Origin of the sequence: Proteus sp. G4380 (assembly GCF_963885725.1) — a bacterium.
Classification (GTDB): Bacteria; Pseudomonadota; Gammaproteobacteria; order Enterobacterales; family Enterobacteriaceae; genus Proteus; species Proteus mirabilis.
In genome coordinates this window covers 1-16438 of the sequence record NZ_CAWPAV010000088.1, presented here as the reverse complement: position 1 = coordinate 16438, position 16438 = coordinate 1, and the positions used below count along the sequence as shown (strand labels likewise).

At 41.4% G+C, this 16438-nt stretch carries 21 protein-coding genes and 4 pseudogenes; 14 read left to right on the top strand and 11 right to left on the bottom strand.

Going from position 1 to position 16438, the window contains the following annotated elements:
• The 3 genes and pseudogenes from AACU98_RS07415 to AACU98_RS07405 all read right to left on the bottom strand — a co-directional run.
• The coding region (locus AACU98_RS07415) for an IS4-like element ISVsa5 family transposase (RefSeq protein ID WP_001443860.1) at nt 1–1141 on the bottom strand (1141 nt) is incomplete at its 3' end.
• 103 nt (nt 1142–1244) lie between these two features.
• Nucleotides 1245–1523: a hypothetical protein gene (locus AACU98_RS07410; RefSeq protein WP_226894359.1), complete on the bottom strand. Its 279-nt coding sequence runs from the start codon at nt 1521–1523 to the stop codon at nt 1245–1247.
• A gap of 83 nt (nt 1524–1606) precedes the next feature.
• A pseudogene (locus tag AACU98_RS07405) lies at nt 1607–1747 on the bottom strand (thermonuclease family protein); the annotation flags it as partial.
• 371 nt (nt 1748–2118) lie between these two features.
• Between AACU98_RS07405 and AACU98_RS07400 the strand changes: the two are divergent.
• From AACU98_RS07400 to AACU98_RS07370, 7 genes and pseudogenes are all read left to right on the top strand, one after another.
• Nucleotides 2119–2427, top strand: a complete 309-nt coding sequence (locus AACU98_RS07400) for a hypothetical protein (RefSeq protein WP_001520048.1) — start codon at nt 2119–2121, stop codon at nt 2425–2427.
• Between the two features lie 41 nt (nt 2428–2468).
• Nucleotides 2469–3119 (top strand): hypothetical protein, encoded by a 651-nt coding sequence (locus tag AACU98_RS07395; RefSeq protein ID WP_109880811.1) that lies wholly within the window; start codon nt 2469–2471, stop codon nt 3117–3119.
• Between the two features lie 322 nt (nt 3120–3441).
• Nucleotides 3442–3960, top strand: a complete 519-nt coding sequence (locus AACU98_RS07390) for a ClbS/DfsB family four-helix bundle protein (protein ID WP_060555115.1) — start codon at nt 3442–3444, stop codon at nt 3958–3960.
• A 468-nt stretch (nt 3961–4428) separates the two neighbouring features.
• Nucleotides 4429–5052 carry a ParA family protein gene (locus AACU98_RS07385; protein ID WP_060555116.1) on the top strand — a complete coding sequence of 208 codons (624 nt, stop codon included), beginning with the start codon at nt 4429–4431 and terminating at the stop codon, nt 5050–5052.
• Entirely contained in the window at nt 5049–5255 is a 207-nt protein-coding gene (locus AACU98_RS07380) for a plasmid partition protein ParG (protein ID WP_060555117.1), read from the top strand. Before AACU98_RS07385 ends, AACU98_RS07380 begins: the two co-directional genes overlap by 4 nt.
• 49 nt (nt 5256–5304) lie before the next feature.
• Nucleotides 5305–5412, top strand: a pseudogene (locus AACU98_RS07375) (RNA-guided endonuclease InsQ/TnpB family protein); the annotation flags it as partial.
• Nucleotides 5412–5480: pseudogene (locus AACU98_RS07370) on the top strand (IS200/IS605 family transposase); the annotation flags it as partial. The pseudogenes AACU98_RS07375 and AACU98_RS07370, both read left to right, overlap by 1 nt.
• 186 nt (nt 5481–5666) lie before the next feature.
• Here the strand turns inward: AACU98_RS07370 and AACU98_RS07365 are convergent.
• From AACU98_RS07365 to AACU98_RS07345, 5 genes are all read right to left on the bottom strand, one after another.
• Nucleotides 5667–7157, bottom strand: coding sequence for a YadA-like family protein (locus AACU98_RS07365; RefSeq protein WP_060555118.1), 1491 nt, complete (start codon nt 7155–7157; stop codon nt 5667–5669).
• A 478-nt stretch (nt 7158–7635) separates the two neighbouring features.
• On the bottom strand, nt 7636–7914 hold the full coding sequence (locus tag AACU98_RS07360) for a virulence factor (protein WP_060555119.1): 279 nt from the start codon (nt 7912–7914) through the stop codon (nt 7636–7638).
• A gap of 3 nt (nt 7915–7917) precedes the next feature.
• Entirely contained in the window at nt 7918–8208 is a 291-nt protein-coding gene (locus AACU98_RS07355; protein WP_306302046.1) for a DUF5397 family protein, read from the bottom strand.
• Between the two features lie 18 nt (nt 8209–8226).
• Nucleotides 8227–8526: a helix-turn-helix domain-containing protein gene (locus tag AACU98_RS07350; RefSeq protein WP_060555120.1), complete on the bottom strand. Its 300-nt coding sequence runs from the start codon at nt 8524–8526 to the stop codon at nt 8227–8229.
• A complete protein-coding gene (locus AACU98_RS07345) occupies nt 8526–8873 on the bottom strand; it encodes a type II toxin-antitoxin system RelE/ParE family toxin (RefSeq protein ID WP_060555121.1) in 348 nt (115 codons plus the stop codon). Before AACU98_RS07345 ends, AACU98_RS07350 begins: the two co-directional genes overlap by 1 nt.
• Nucleotides 8874–9322: 449 nt before the next feature.
• Between AACU98_RS07345 and AACU98_RS07340 the strand changes: the two genes are divergently transcribed.
• The 3 genes from AACU98_RS07340 (at nt 9323) to AACU98_RS07330 (ending at nt 10479) form a co-directional block, all read left to right on the top strand.
• Nucleotides 9323–9571 carry a DUF883 family protein gene (locus AACU98_RS07340; RefSeq protein ID WP_060555122.1) on the top strand — a complete coding sequence of 83 codons (249 nt, stop codon included), beginning with the start codon at nt 9323–9325 and terminating at the stop codon, nt 9569–9571.
• 71 nt (nt 9572–9642) lie between these two features.
• A complete protein-coding gene (locus AACU98_RS07335) occupies nt 9643–9996 on the top strand; it encodes a hypothetical protein (protein ID WP_060555123.1) in 354 nt (117 codons plus the stop codon).
• Between the two features lie 81 nt (nt 9997–10077).
• Complete coding sequence (locus AACU98_RS07330) at nt 10078–10479, top strand: phage holin family protein (protein ID WP_060555124.1); 402 nt, start codon at nt 10078–10080, stop codon at nt 10477–10479.
• A gap of 416 nt (nt 10480–10895) precedes the next feature.
• On the opposite strand, the gene pliG is transcribed toward AACU98_RS07330, so the two are convergent.
• Nucleotides 10896–11297: a g-type lysoyme inhibitor PliG gene (gene pliG, locus AACU98_RS07325; RefSeq protein WP_049218678.1), complete on the bottom strand. Its 402-nt coding sequence runs from the start codon at nt 11295–11297 to the stop codon at nt 10896–10898.
• Between the two features lie 301 nt (nt 11298–11598).
• Between pliG and lolC the strand changes: the two genes are divergently transcribed.
• The 4 genes from lolC to AACU98_RS07305 all read left to right on the top strand — a co-directional run bounded on the left by lolC (nt 11599) and on the right by AACU98_RS07305 (nt 14590).
• Complete coding sequence (gene lolC, locus AACU98_RS07320) at nt 11599–12798, top strand: lipoprotein-releasing ABC transporter permease subunit LolC (protein ID WP_049218680.1); 1200 nt, start codon at nt 11599–11601, stop codon at nt 12796–12798.
• A 319-nt stretch (nt 12799–13117) separates the two neighbouring features.
• Nucleotides 13118–13480 carry a phage holin family protein gene (locus AACU98_RS07315; RefSeq protein WP_161735747.1) on the top strand — a complete coding sequence of 121 codons (363 nt, stop codon included), beginning with the start codon at nt 13118–13120 and terminating at the stop codon, nt 13478–13480.
• Nucleotides 13477–13770: a YqjK-like family protein gene (locus tag AACU98_RS07310; RefSeq protein WP_049218683.1), complete on the top strand. Its 294-nt coding sequence runs from the start codon at nt 13477–13479 to the stop codon at nt 13768–13770. Before AACU98_RS07315 ends, AACU98_RS07310 begins: the two co-directional genes overlap by 4 nt.
• Nucleotides 13771–13870: 100 nt before the next feature.
• Nucleotides 13871–14590 carry a hypothetical protein gene (locus tag AACU98_RS07305; RefSeq protein WP_001520030.1) on the top strand — a complete coding sequence of 240 codons (720 nt, stop codon included), beginning with the start codon at nt 13871–13873 and terminating at the stop codon, nt 14588–14590.
• Nucleotides 14591–14694: 104 nt separating this feature from the next.
• Here AACU98_RS07305 and AACU98_RS07300 read toward each other — a convergent pair.
• Nucleotides 14695–14910 (bottom strand): annotated as a pseudogene (locus AACU98_RS07300) (omptin family outer membrane protease); the annotation flags it as partial.
• Between the two features lie 319 nt (nt 14911–15229).
• Nucleotides 15230–16438 (bottom strand): IS4-like element ISVsa5 family transposase, encoded by a 1209-nt coding sequence (locus AACU98_RS07295; protein WP_001339197.1) that lies wholly within the window; start codon nt 16436–16438, stop codon nt 15230–15232.

Below are 16438 nucleotides of genomic sequence, written 5' to 3'. Positions count from 1 at the left end.
AGTCTTCCCTTGTTATTGTGTAGCCAGAATGCCGCAAAACTTCCATGCCTAAGCGAACTGTTGAGAGTACGTTTCGATTTCTGACTGTGTTAGCCTGGAAGTGCTTGTCCCAACCTTGTTTCTGAGCATGAACGCCCGCAAGCCAACATGTTAGTTGAAGCATCAGGGCGATTAGCAGCATGATATCAAAACGCTCTGAGCTGCTCGTTCGGCTATGGCGTAGGCCTAGTCCGTAGGCAGGACTTTTCAAGTCTCGGAAGGTTTCTTCAATCTGCATTCGCTTCGAATAGATATTAACAAGTTGTTTGGGTGTTCGAATTTCAACAGGTAAGTTAGTTGCTAGAACCCATGGCTCCTTTGCCGACGCTGAGTAGATTTTAGGTGACGGGTGGTGACAATGAGTCCGTGTCGAGCGCTGATTTTTTCGGCCTTTAGAGCGAGATTTATACAATAGAATTTGGCATGAGATTGGATTGCTTTTAGTCAGCCTCTTATAGCCTAAAGTCTTTGAGTGACTAGATGACATATCATGTAAGTTGCTGATAGGTTTCCAGTTTTCCGCTCCTAGGTCTGCATATTGTACTTTTCCTCTTACTCGACTTAACCAGTACCAACCCAGCTTCTCAACGGATTTATACCATGGCACTTTAAAGCCAGCATCACTGACAATGAGCGGTGTGGTGTTACTCGGTAGAATGCTCGCAAGGTCGGCTAGAAATTGGTCATGAGCTTTCTTTGAACATTGCTCTGAAAGCGGGAACGCTTTCTCATAAAGAGTAACAGAACGACCGTGTAGTGCGACTGAAGCTCGCAATACCATAAGTCGTTTTTGCTCACGAATATCAGACCAGTCAACAAGTACAATGGGCATCGTATTGCCCGAACAGATAAAGCTAGCATGCCAACGGTATACAGCGAGTCGCTCTTTGTGGAGGTGACGATTACCTAACAATCGGTCGATTCGTTTGATGTTATGTTTTGTTCTCGCTTTGGTTGGCAGGTTACGGCCAAGTTCGGTAAGAGTGAGAGTTTTACAGTCAAGTAATGCGTGGCAAGCCAACGTTAAGCTGTTGAGTCGTTTTAAGTGTAATTCGGGGCAGAATTGGTAAAGAGAGTCGTGTAAAATATCGAGTTCGCACATTTTGTTGTCTGATTATTGATTTTTGGCGAAACCATTTGATCATATGACAAGATGTGTATCTACCTTAACTTAATGATTTTGATAAAAATCATTAGGGGATTCATCAGTGCCTAATAAGAGCTTCTTCTTTAGGCTTGATGTAAGCAAAAAAATCGCCGCCTAGATGAGAACCGTATAGTTTCAACTGTGATAATGTGTTGATATTTCGATAATATATGAATAATTTATCATTCTGTTCACTATCTTCTTTTGACAGGAACATCATAAAGACAAAACAACCTGCACCTAGTCTTATTTCAAAAGCAATAGTTGGATCTTTTTTCGCCCAAGCCTCAGCGTAAATTGTATTTAACCCACTAAAGTTAAATTTGATGTTAGGCATATACTTCCTCCTTAAAGATGAAAACATTTAATTTGAATGAGAAATCGCCAATTTGTCAATGAGGGTTATAGAAAAATATAATCCTATTTATTCTGTTTGCGCCATTTCCACGGCTCCACTGGATCAGATGACGACCACAGCCCGATTCTATGCCGCCTGGCTTCTTCAAGGCGTAACATTGTTTCGTCACTGGCACGGCCATGATAGCGATAAGCCCACGCCATCATCACAATCGAACTATTATTCATCTATCATCGCTGTAATATCGACGGTCTACGACCACCTACCACCTACCACCTACCACCTACCACCTACCACCTACCACCTACCACCTGAATAGCTGTAGGTTTCGTGCGGTCAGGCTTAGCAGGGGGCTGACGCGGTTCCTGGCGACATGAAACTCCCTGGTTAGGGGTATCGGCGCGACCTGGCATCTGTGACTCTATGAAGCCATTTTTCGTGCCTTCCATGCCGCTAAAGCGGCATATTCCATAATAATTTACATGGGCGTATACTTTATAATCAGTAGCAATGAAAATTGCTTACCCAAATCAGAGGCAACAATCGCATCAAATAACTTGCGCAGGTGAAAATTATGGAGACTTTCGATACTGATAAATTTCGCTCAGAACTGGATATTTTATCAAGAAAGATTATGCCTGGTTGTGGTCTTGTTTTTGAGCTATATCAACGTCGTTTGAGTGCAGCCATTGATAATTTTGTTGCCGGATTACCAGAAGAACAACAGACTCTGGCATTTGAACTGGCTCGCCAAGAATTTGATTATCGTTCTGCAGAAGAGATCACGGATGAGATACGCCGAGACACGGAAAATGGCTATTGTTGTCACGGCCTTGATCGCAATTGCTGCCCTCTTGGTTGCGGTGATTTAGATCAGTATTAATGTACTGAAAATTTATGATATTTTTCTGATTAAGGGGATAAATGATGGACAAATCAAAAAATTTTTTGATGATAGCGTTAAGTTCATTATTGCTGGCAGGGTGTGATTCTTCTAAAGATGCCAATAAATCAAACTTTGAAAAAGCAATTAATACAAAACTTGAGAATGAATGCATTACTATCAACCCTCTCGGAATGCTTGATAGTAAGCCTTATCCAGTTCAATTATCTGTGGCTCAGACTAATCGATATACATCTCAGGAACGGGCAGACGAAATAAACGCCAGACAGTTTTCCACGTTTGATGCACTGGTTAAAGCTGGCTTATTGACAGTAAAAGATACCCAGGTTGATGAAACTATCGGATTTTCTAAAACAGGTAAAAAAGTACCCGGACGTGAATATGCTCTGACAGATAAAGGGAAAAAATATCTGAAATCGCCAGAGCGACCTGACTTCTGTGTCGGTCACTATAAGGTTGATGAGATCATTGATTTTACTGAACCTGGTGATGCGATGGGAATGAAAATCACGAGGGTTAATTACACATTCAGCCCTACCAGTATTGCAGAATGGGCTAAGCGTGATGATATTCAGGCGGCATTTCCTCTGATTAAGGTTAATTTGAAAGAGAAACAGGAAAATCGCATCTCTCTGGTATTGAAAAATGATGGATGGTCTGCTGAACGATAGGTAGACAACTGGCGTTGCTACGTGATCTCACTCTTTTGCTTATTTCACGTAGCACTCTCATTTTGTCGCTATTTCTTGTTATTCGAGACTGGATTATCGAAAAATGATAAAGATTATATATTTTTTATGATTATCTGATTATCTGATTATCTGATTATCTGATTATCTGATTATCTGATTATCTGATTATCTGATTATCTGATTATCTGATTATCTGATTATCTGATTATCTGATTATCTGATTATCTGATTATCTGATTATCTAGTCTTTGTACGTGGTTGTTTGAATATCGGAAATTATTGTAATCAAGTGGGAGATATTATGAGTGTGCCGCAAACAAAAGCTGAACTGCTTTTAGCTATTGATAAAAATTTCAGTAAATTAATTAGTTACCTCAACGCAATCCCACCAGAAATTACTTCAGATAAATCAATGGACGGACATGCCAAAGGAACCGAGATGAGTGTCCGTGATCTAGTTTCGTATCTGCTTGGATGGAATGCTCTTGTTATAAAATGGATCACTTCTGATACTAAAGGTCTGCCAGTCGATTTTCCTGAAACTGGCTATAAATGGAATCAGCTTGGCCTTCTTGCTCAAAAATTTTACTCAGATTACAGTGAGCTAAGTTATGATTTGTTAGTAGCTGAACTTCAAGTTGTAAAAAATGAGATTGTGAACCTTATTGATGATCGTACCGATGATATTTTGTATGGAAGGCCATGGTACAAAAAATGGACGATGGGGAGAATGATCTCATTTAACACATCTTCGCCTTACGCCAATGCTAATGGAAGATTAAGAAAGTGGGCAAAAAATAATAATATCAGTTTAAAGTAAGCATCAGAATGAAATTATATGGACGAAAAATTTCTCTATTAACTGCACCATGGCTGGTAAAATCTCTTACCCTTGATGAAAATACAGGTTCCGTTACTGTTACGGTCGGAATCGCTGAAAATACCTATAACCATCGTAAATGGTTCCACTTTGATACCTGCCTGTTCATTACCCAGTGCGCCGTAAAGCCCCGTCCTTCAGGGCGTGGAGGATGTCAAATTAGTAGAAGCCGATGCTGGGAGCAATGTTCCACTACGGGAAGCTGAATATGGCGTTCTGAGCCTTCCTACAATTATCGGGGAAGCCCCATCTGCGTACTCCGGATTTTTGTTTATATGATCATGGGATTATATGATTATATCATTTTGTAACTATTTGATTATGTAATTTTATGATTGCATAATTTTATGAATATGAGATTATTTGAATACTTGGCAGAGGTACTATTTGAACAAAGGGGAGAGGTGAATGCCTAACGTGATAGCATTTTTAAATGGTAAGGGGGGGGTGTCTAAGACAACCTCGGCAGTTAATATTGCTACTGCTCTTGCTCGTAAGGGTTACAAAGTTGTTGTTGTGGATACCGATCCCCAGGGAAGTGTTAGTAACTGGTATGATGACAGTAAGTGTGTTTTTGATGTAGCGGAAGCTACGGCAGAAAAAGAAATTTACCGTTTGCGGAAGGCGCTTCCTTTGCACGATTTTATCATTATTGATGGTGCTGCTGCGATTTCGGCGATATCGGCGGCTGCTGTTATGGTTTCTGATCTTGTTATTATTCCAGTTACTCCTTCGCCGCTTGATTTTGCTGCGTGTGGCGCGATATTGGCAGTGATAGAAGCTCGTCAGGATTTACGCCCGGTGATTGCTCGCTTTTTGATTACTAAAAAAGTACAGCAAACGCATATGTTATCTTTGCTGAAAGAATCTATTGCAGAAACAAGCATACCAGCATTAAAAACAGGAACGTCGTACAGGCAGTCATATATAAGATCTATGCTGGATGGTGGTACTATATTTGATACAAAAGATAGTGCTGCTAAAGGTGAAATATCAGTTATTACAGAAGAAATACTTGGACTATTAAAATGAGTAAAATGAAACTTGGGAATCATAAGGCAACAAACACTGCTCTGGATGCACTGAAGAAACCTGCGGGAGCAACCAGAAAGTTACAAATGAATATTCCAGAAGAGTTACATCTTGCATTTAAATTAGCTTGTGTGGAAGATGGCATTGATATGACACAGGTAAATATAGAACTCATTCAAAACTGGTTAAAGAGTCGTAACTGATAGTGTTTCAGCCAGTCGTAATCTGCGACGCAAACAAAAAGCGCTGTCCCGCAAGCTCAATGCGGCACTCAACATCCGGCAAAAAGGAATACAGGAACTACAGGCGACGGGACTCGTCGTCACTGCCCATGGAGACCAGCGTAAATCCGTCGTACAGAAGAGGATAAAATGGGAGAGCAGTTATCGATTCCCTATCCGGGCAGCCCGTTTACGGGCCGTAAGTAACGAAGTTGGATGCAAATGTCAGATCGTGTGCGCCTGTTAGGGCGCGGCTGGTAAGAGAGCCTTATAGGCGCATTTGAAAAACCTCCGGCTATGCCGGAGGATATTTATTTATCGAGTTCGGTGACCGCCTGGACGGTCACTTCTGAGACAAGGCATTTACACAGAATCTTAAACAGGCTCGCTAATTTACCACCCAATGGCAAAACCAGCTCCTAAGTTTGTATCACCACCATTGTTCCATGATGTGTTGACTCGTATGTTAGCATTCTGGCTCACTTTATATTGAACTCCGGCTGCGATTGCTTGAGCATCACGATAATGCCCCACGCCCATACCAAATGAAAAGCGCTCATTATTAACATAAGGAATTGATGAAATAGCGGTAACTCCGGCAATACCCGCATTAGCACGCTTTTCGACTCTATCTATTTTTTTATTCATTTGTGAGAATCTTTGCTCATTTTTCTGCTGTAAATCATTTAATGTTTTATTGAAGTTTTTACCTAATGTATCAACGCTAGATGCAGTATATTTGTTTGCCATTTCTAGAGTGTTTAAATCACCTTGTTCACGGAGTCTTTTCTCTTCATTGATTGCACTTGTTCTGGCTTTTTTTTCTTCATTTATTCTTGCAACTACTGATTTGCTGGGGTCTTTTTCTATATTTTTAATTTCATCTTCACTCATGCCTATAGCTTTAGTGACAACATCTAATTGGGACATATTCACAGCATCTGTAGGATTTACGCCCCCGGCAAGATTCGTGATTCTTCTGTTTATCATGGGCTCTGTCGTTGTTGCTTCCCTTCCTAAAGATACAACACCATTCTTACTATCTGTGTTCTCTACAGCGGTATATTTAGATACAGTATCATCATATTGATTATGCGTTTTCGATCTTGCCCCAAGAGCAATACTGCCTTTTGAATTAGACTCAGATAAATATCCAATGGAAACAGAATCAGTTTCCTGAGAGGCTGAATATGATCCTAATGCAATACTATTTTTACCAATGGAATGAGACTCTAATCCTATGGCAGAACTGCCAGAGCCAATTGATAATGATTGACTACCCAATGCTGTACCAAATTCACCAACCACCGTCGAAAAGGAACCTACTGCCGTTCCTTCAATATTGTGGGAACTTGATTTATATCCCATTACAGATGACGCATATTGATTCCCATATTTCTCCTTAGCATGAGGATCAACAGATGAGTCAACAGAAATATGTCCATCAGCGGATACTGTTATTTTTTTACCACTCACATCTAAGGATGAATTATTTTCAGGCAATTTAGTTACTGAAGCTTTGTTACCGATTAAAGTTGAATAGTTTCCTTCTGAATCAATTTTCGATCTGGATCCAACTATAGTCGAAAAAGTCCCTGCTTCTGTTGCAGAATCGTATCCTATTACTACTGATGCTCCTGCTCCTCCTTTTTCTGGTATATTCAAAGACTTAGAATTTGGACCTATTACTACTGAGAAATTTTGTTCTGATCTTGTAGCATCACCAATTCCCTTACCAATAGCGATACTGCCAATACCTGAAGATTCTGTATTATCCGCACCAATAGCTATAGATGAGTAGCCTTTAGGATTAGCAGCAAAAGAACAAAGGCTAACACCAGATAATGTTAATAGTATAGATGATAAAATTAATTTATTATTCATAGCAACATATCCCACCAAAGTAGATAGATTATCGTTATTCCTCGATAAATAAATTGCAATGTAAGATACATCAATCTTAACAATGTGTTAACATAAGAGGCTGTTAACACATTTAGTTTATAACATAAAACATCATAAATATTAAGATATTGAAACTGGAATTAGATAGAATAAAAAAATACACAAGTTATGATTTCAATTTATTATCATAACAATAACAATAACAATAACAATAACAATAACAATAACAATAACAATAACAATAACAATAACAAATTAAAAATAATATTAACAATAATAATATGATAGAATTTAAAGATTATTAATGCGCAAAAAAGGGGCTTTTCGCCCCTTTTTCATCGTCATTTGAACTAAATCTTAAAGGTCATTCGCTTTCCGGTAGGGAGTTCAACATCCAGGCTTAACTTTCCACCCATAGCTTAAACTTGACATTCTCCACATCCATTAGGGAAGGATGTCAACCCTTCATAGACGAAGTGAAGTCAGACCACTGTTCAATCCTGAATGCTCTGATATCCCTGACTGAATTTGGGAACCATTCAAGAGCTTTTAATGCGTTCATAGCCTGAAAAAGATTTGCCATATTTTCATCGCTATTTGTGTACAGGCTCCCCTGGATTCGCTCAAATCCGTACCTTTTAAGGGTCGAACTTATATCGTTGTAAGCCTGTGACACGCCTTTCGGATGGTGTTTTTCTGTATCTGCAACGGTTAAATCAAATGATATTGCGTACATAACTTATTCTGCATCAGGATCCTGTAATAGTTTTGAAAGTTTGTACAGCTCTTTCTCACCAGTCTGAACCAGTATAATGTTGACAAGAATATCACCATCGGGAAGTTCCTGTGCTGGTTCCCCTACCTCGTAAGGAATACCAAACAGCCCGAATGTCTTAATCGAACCTGTTGGAATCTGCACTGTATTCATTATTTCTACTCCGGTTTCCAGAATCATCTTATCAGCCATAGCTTTGATGATAGCCTGACTTTCAGGTGACTGGGCCTCAATTACTTCTTCCAGTGTTCTCATCTGTTGATGCTCAATTTTTTACAGGTGGAAAGCTACACGCTTGCCTGTAGGCAATTCAACATCGAGACTTAACTTTCCCCCCATCGCCTCAATGTAACGCTTCAGTGTAGCAAGCTTCAATTCGTTACCACGCTGCTCAAGTTTTGTTACTGCTGGCTGGCTTATACCCATCGCCTCAGCAACTTGTTTTTGTGATAACTGGAGTTCTTCACGCATCATCTGCAAGCCGACCTCAAGAATCATCTCATCTGCCATTTCTTTAATTCGTGTCTGGCTTTCAGGTGAACGACTGGCAATCACCTCATCTAATGTTCTCATTACTTGCTCTCCAGTGTGTTCAGATGTGCTGTAAATTCATCCTCAGCTATACGCACCAGTTTTTCATAAAACCGCTTATCATTACTTTTATCTCCTGCACAAAGAACGATAGCCCGACGAATCGGATCGAACGCATAAAAGGCTCTTATCGGACGGCCAGAAAACTGAACGCGAAGCTCTTTCATATTTTTGTACCGAGAACCTTTCACGGTATCGGCATATAGCCTGGGTAACTCAGGTCCGTAAACCTGTAGCTTTTTCAAATCAGCCAAAACCTTTTCCTGAAGAGCGTCTTCTTGCTCATTTAGCCAGTCGTCAAATCGCTGGCTAAAAAGTACCGCCCACATGCTCAATCCTATAACCTGTAGTTTATACCACTGATTATATAACCCATAGGTTATAATTTCAAGAAAAACGGGACTATTTAACATAATGGACGTTATCGGCACCACCGGATCACCGTTCGTTGTCGGATCTAAAAAATCCGCTCAAAAGATCATGTTTTCCTAGGCGTTTTCCACCGTTTTTTATGTTGCTTATTTGTTAATAAAATCTCGTTTCCAGTTTCGCCTCATTTTTAGCTCGAAAACACTATTTTTGTATGTTTTCTTACGGTTCTTGTTAAAGTGGTGATTTTAACCACATTTTAGTCATAATGACCTTGCTACCATATATTAATTTAAGTCCTGCCTTTCTGATGCGAGGAAGAATAACTGGCACGTATCTTGCTTGAAGCCAATAACCGGTACAAATGTACCGGATTAAATTCGAGTTTATAACTGTGAAGGAGTACATCATGTTTGAGAAAGTTGAAGATAAAGCAAAAGAAGTAGCCGGAGAAGTTCAGGAGAAATATGGTGAACTGACTGATGATTACGGAAATCAGGTAAAAGGTGCTGCCCGTAAAATCGCTGCACAGGGTGGTCAGGCTGCCCAGGAGGCGGCGGATGTTGTACGTAATAATGTAGAAAATAATCCCTTCGCGGCAATTTCCATCGCCGCGGGTGTTGGCCTGCTGATTGGCCTGCTCATCGGACGAAAATAATATTAAACGCGGGCAAAAGCCCGCCTTTTTTGTGACAGATAATATTGTTTCATCTGTATAAGGAGTAAAGTATGAATGCATTAAAAACATGGTTTCTTTCTGCTATGCTGGTATCAGCAGGCGTACTGGCTGATGCGTCCACTCATACCGAGCATTTAAAAAACCAGGCCAGTCAGCAGGCCGAAAAAATATCTAACCGGGCAGAAGAAGCTGCGCACAAGGCCGAACATCGGATTGAGGAAAAACAACAGCAGGTTGAGAACCGCCTCAAGAATGGTGGAGAGGTGAGTACGACTGATAAAGTAAAGGAAGATGCACAGAAAGCCTGGAACAGAACCAAAGAAACAACCGAAAAAGCCTGGAACAGGACTAAAGAAGCAGCACAGCAGGCCGGAGATGCTGTAAGTGAAAAGGTGAGCGAATAATCCTCTTTCCCCGGTCAGTCCGGGGAAAATGGAGTATGCAGAGTGTGTAGTAGAAAAATTATTAAATAAAAGGATGATGTCTTGACAACAGGAAATATCCAGCCGCGTGGACCATCCCGTAGCCTGATGGACAATATACACCGTATCTTCAATACTCTTACAGGAATATTGCATACCCGCCTTGAGCTTATTGCGATTGAGCTGGAAGAGGAAAAGAAAAATATTCTGGAGTTGCTGCTGATGGTGGGGGTAACCCTGATATTCACTGTATTTGGGGTTATATCGCTTCTGATATTCATTTTGCTGTCGGTCTCACCGGAACATCGGCTTATCATATCAGGTGGTGCTTCTGCTGTTTTTCTTGTTATTGCATTATTTTTTGTGATTTTCATTAAAAAAAAGACTGCCGGAAGCAGGATATTATCAGAGACCCGTAAACAACTCAGTGAAGACCTGAACTGTCTGAAAAGGGATGACGAATGAATACCCGGAAAACAGAGGAGAACCGAAAACAGAAACTGTTAAAACAGATTGAGCAACAACGACAGACACTGGCCTGTTAAAGGCAGACTGGCTCAGGATAACGTCGCCTGTTGACCGCGGCTGGCAGTCATTATATCAGTGGCGTAATGTTATCGTTCTCGCTGCTCCGATAGTAATTTATATCGTATGTGGAGCGGAGTTGCTCTGGCTAAAACTGAATCAGTTATCAGGTGAAAGGTTTTTATCAATTCATCACAAAGATTTTATTCATATGTTGTGAGTGATGGATTTTATGTCCTATCCGGTATTTTCAGGTCGTCGTCACATGCCTTTTTATATTAGTCATTAACCTTTTGAACGACCGAGAGGAGTGGGGCGATAACGTTTATGACGGGGAGAGCCCCGTCGGTTAACTTTTATTTAATTTGAATATCGACGCTATATTTTTTAGTCTTGTTTTTACGGGCATCGTTTCGAGTTTGCAGCACTCGCAACTCATATTTGCCAGAATCAGGGAGTACGTATTGTCCGTTACTATCAAGTTCTGGAGAATATCGGGATAAATCAACAGAATCATCGATCCCTGGTCCAAAGAGGTAAGTATCAGCGCTTTCATTAGAGATACTCACATGCACTTTCTGACCTTTTTTGGCATAGAAGGTATATGTATCGTAATCATATCCCTTTATTTCGCCGGAGTACTGAGCGCTGCTATGGCCTTTTCTGAACTCAACATTGACATTCTTACCCGCAGCAAAGCTCGTCGAGGTTAGCAGTGCAAGCAGCAATACAGCCTTACCGATGCTCTTAATTTTCATCGTCATCTCCTTTTTAGAATGAGTAGGATATACTGTTATAATATAACAACTCATCGTGGGGGGATTCCAGTGGCTTTTCTGTATTTGATTAAATCGATACGGCGATGGTTGCCACGCTGACTGGTTACGTTTTTCAGTTCGGTTATCAACGGTGCCGGTTCGTTGATCAATATAGTGTTACCCGGTGCGCCGTAAAGCCCCGTCCTTCAGAGCGTGGATAATGTCAAAATTATCCTGCTGGTTATTACCTGCTAACCGTTGTATAAACAATTCTGATTAGTAACCGTTGTTAAAAAGAGATATGTACAAACCTGTAACTGTTTTTATAGGGCTTCGCTATAAATATGGTAGCGCAGCAGACCGCTTCAGCCGATTTGTATCCTGGCTTTCAACGATTGGTATTACTCTCGGCGTTATGGCCCTGATAACAGTATTATCTGTAATGAACGGATTTGAACGTGAATTACAGAAGAATATTCTGGACCTGATGCCCCATGCCATTCTCTCTGCAGAGAAAGGTTATATTAATGACGACATATTACCTGCAGACAGGATAAAGCTTGAAGGTATTCAGCGAATTGCACCCTTAACAACAGGTGAGGTTGTGCTGCAAAGTGCCGGCAATGTGGCTGCCGGAATTATGCTGGGTATCGGGCCGGCAGAAAAGGACCCTCTGTCACCTTATCTGGTCAATGTGAGCCAGTCCGTATTACAACCGGGTGAGTATAATGTCATTCTTGGTGAACAGATTGCGGCTCAGTTGGGGGTTAATCGCGGTGATAAAGTCCGCATTATGGTTCCGTCAGCCAGTCAGTTCACTCCACTCGGTCGTCTGCCTGCTCAGCGCCTGTTTACTGTCGCAGGAATTTTTGCTGCCGGCAGTGACATTGACAAGAGTGAGCTACTGGTAAATATACAGGATGCGTCACGCCTTATGCGTTATCCTTCGGGGAGTTTTTCAGGATGGCGTCTGTGGCTGACAGCCCCATTGCAGGTGGGAGAACTTAGCCGTCAGACTCTGCCGGACGGAATAACATGGACAGACTGGCGTGAGCGAAAAGGAGAGTTATTCCAGGCCCAGCGGATGGAGAAAAACATCATGGGGCTTTTACTCAGTCTTATCGTGATTGTTGCCGCATTTAATATCATCACTTCTCTTGGACTTATGGTGATGGATAAACAGGCCGAAGTGGCGGTACTGCAGACGCAGGGATTAACTTCACGTCAGGTAATGATGGTTTTCATTGTTCAGGGAGTCAGTACAGGTGTCATCGGTGCGCTGGTTGGCGCAGTATCAGGTATAGTACTCGCAGGCCAGTTAAATAACCTGATGCCGGTAACGGGGTTACTGACCGGAAATATCGAGTTACCCGTAGCCACAGAACCATTGCAGGTAATTTTCGTCGTTCTGGCAACAATACTCATCTCCTTACTGTCCACACTGTATCCGGCATGGAAAGCAGCATCCATACCGCCTGCAGAGGCATTGCGGTACTCATAATTCACTGACCGGAACGATTCAGATGTTTGGATATTGGAAATTATTGTACGGTAAGCCTGTTTTTTGAACAGACTTACCTATCGCGATAGGGTGTACTCCCGTGCTATACGCCATTTCCCGTGGATTTTGTCTAATCGGATAACCTAAATGCGATATGGATTACAAGATAATTTAAAAGCGATAGCCACTGGCACTAAATTAATCCCTTACGGGGTGATTTGGTTAAATAATGCGCTAAACGTACAATAATTTCCAATATCCAAACTGACTCCTAAAGAAGCAGCACACCAGATCAATTATTAAACAAAAGGATGATGTTTTGAAAACAGGAAATACCCAGCCACATGGCCCATCCCGTAGTCTGATAGACAATATACACCGTGTTTTCACCACCCTTACAGGAATATTGCATATCCGCCTTGAGCTTATTCCAATTGAGCTGGAAGAAGAAAAGAAAAATACTCTGGGGTTGCTGCTGATGGTGGGGTTAACTCTCATTTTGCTGTCGGTCTCACCGGAACATCGGCTTATCATATCAGGTGGTGCTTCTGCTGTTTTTCTTGTTATTGCATTATTTTTTGTGATTTTCATTAAAAAAAAGACTGCCGGAAGCAGGATATTATCAGAGACCCGTAAACAACTCAGTGAAGACCTGAACTGTCTGAAAAGGGATGACGAATGAATACCCGGAAAACAGAGGAGAACCGAAAACAGAAACTGTTAAAACAGATTGAGCAACAACGACAGACACTGGGCCTGTTAAAGGCAGACTGGCTCAGGATAACGTCGCCTGTTGACCGCGGCTGGCTGTCATTATATCAGTGGCGTAATGTTATCGTTCCCGCAGTTGGAGTAGTTGCATTGTATGCGCTGAAATCCAGACCTCGTCGTCTGATTGTCTGGCCACGCAGAGCACTGGCAGTCTGGGGAGGGCTGAAATTTATCAGGCGGCGGTTCCCGATGCACCGATAGCATAGTTTATATCGTATGTGGAGCGGAGTTATTCTGTCTAAAGCTGAATCAGTTATCAGGTGAATGGTTTTTATCAATTATTTAGCAAAAAGGAATTTTTATGAGAAAGACACTGTTAACATTTATTCTGATTTTATCTGGCTGTTCGAACTGGATTGACGGAAATAATATTCTTGCGGATAAGAATATAACAGAACAGCAAATAAACGCAAAGATTGAAAACCATAAAACATCAATAAGTGAAGTGAATGCATTATTCGGGGATAAAAAGCAGGAGGGAAGAAACATTGTTAAGAAGAGTTTTCCTGATGGCAGGTATAATGTTACATCCTACCAGGGACATTTTAATGATTTAGGTGGAACTTACGCACATCGTGTTCTTTTTGTCGCTTATGATAAAGATGGTGTTATTATCAATCATGATATTGCTATAAACAATTTCAGAGAAAAAAACAAGTTTGAGAAAAAACCAGATGAGCTACGCCTGACAGCCTTTAATGAATTAAATAAAGGCGACAGCAAGTCAAAGGTTGTGAATCTTCTCGGTGAACCAAGGACTATCTCGTTTTCTGATTATGGAAATATTCTGTGGGTCTATAGCAATACAGAAATATCAAGAGATATGTCATCATACATACCAGTCTTTAACATGATGAAAGGTACTGAATCCGGCATATCAGAACGGGTATATATCGAGCTAAAAGAGAACAGGATTGAAAATATATATATTGTTTCATATAAGATAACTCAGGGGCGGGGAATTATCAATGCAGGAGACTATCAGGAGGACATCATATCCATCAGAAAAAAATACGACTAATAGTGATTTCTCACGCATCTGAAGGTTGGTCAAACACCAACCTCCTTTTCACAGACATCCTCCCCGTCAGGGGAGGATGAAAAGAGAGATATGATCTGTATTTTTCAGAAGCGATATTGCAGTCCCGCCGTCACAGTATAATTTTTATTGGAAATACCGGCAGCATCTCCGCCAATAGAGACAGAATCACCACTATTCTTATCAATGATCTGAGTACATCCTTTGCCCTCATCATATTTACTGTATGTAAATTCAGCAAAGACCTTGGCATTAGGTGTGACATAATATCCAGCGTTAATTACGGTACCATAATCACTGGATCGCTCATTTTCTGTTGTTTTGCCATAACCGACTACTCATTGTGTTGGAAATTTTGCTGGTTTCGGGTCATTCTGACCATCTGAACTGATCGACATAGGGGAGAGCTAATTGCTGCCCCTATGCCGATCAAGAGCACATTAACATTAATGTAGGCGTAGTATGCACCAGGAACAGGACATAGCAGACGCACTTCACGAATCCCTAGCCTATTTCAATCGATATTGTCGCTATTCGCTAAAAAGGCTTGCTGCGGATTATCAGGAAGAGATTGATAACTACCAGGATGATGTATGGGAGGCTCCGCACTGAGAGATCCCCTCATAATTTCCCCAAAGCGTAACCATGTGTGAATAAATTTTGAGCTAGTAGGGTTGCAGCCACGAGTAAGTCTTCCCTTGTTATTGTGTAGCCAGAATGCCGCAAAACTTCCATGCCTAAGCGAACTGTTGAGAGTACGTTTCGATTTCTGACTGTGTTAGCCTGGAAGTGCTTGTCCCAACCTTGTTTCTGAGCATGAACGCCCGCAAGCCAACATGTTAGTTGAAGCATCAGGGCGATTAGCAGCATGATATCAAAACGCTCTGAGCTGCTCGTTCGGCTATGGCGTAGGCCTAGTCCGTAGGCAGGACTTTTCAAGTCTCGGAAGGTTTCTTCAATCTGCATTCGCTTCGAATAGATATTAACAAGTTGTTTGGGTGTTCGAATTTCAACAGGTAAGTTAGTTGCTAGAACCCATGGCTCCTTTGCCGACGCTGAGTAGATTTTAGGTGACGGGTGGTGACAATGAGTCCGTGTCGAGCGCTGATTTTTTCGGCCTTTAGAGCGAGATTTATACAATAGAATTTGGCATGAGATTGGATTGCTTTTAGTCAGCCTCTTATAGCCTAAAGTCTTTGAGTGACTAGATGACATATCATGTAAGTTGCTGATAGGTTTCCAGTTTTCCGCTCCTAGGTCTGCATATTGTACTTTTCCTCTTACTCGACTTAACCAGTACCAACCCAGCTTCTCAACGGATTTATACCATGGCACTTTAAAGCCAGCATCACTGACAATGAGCGGTGTGGTGTTACTCGGTAGAATGCTCGCAAGGTCGGCTAGAAATTGGTCATGAGCTTTCTTTGAACATTGCTCTGAAAGCGGGAACGCTTTCTCATAAAGAGTAACAGAACGACCGTGTAGTGCGACTGAAGCTCGCAATACCATAAGTCGTTTTTGCTCACGAATATCAGACCAGTCAACAAGTACAATGGGCATCGTATTGCCCGAACAGATAAAGCTAGCATGCCAACGGTATACAGCGAGTCGCTCTTTGTGGAGGTGACGATTACCTAACAATCGGTCGATTCGTTTGATGTTATGTTTTGTTCTCGCTTTGGTTGGCAGGTTACGGCCAAGTTCGGTAAGAGTGAGAGTTTTACAGTCAAGTAATGCGTGGCAAGCCAACGTTAAGCTGTTGAGTCGTTTTAAGTGTAATTCGGGGCAGAATTGGTAAAGAGAGTCGTGTAAAATATCGAGTTCGCACAT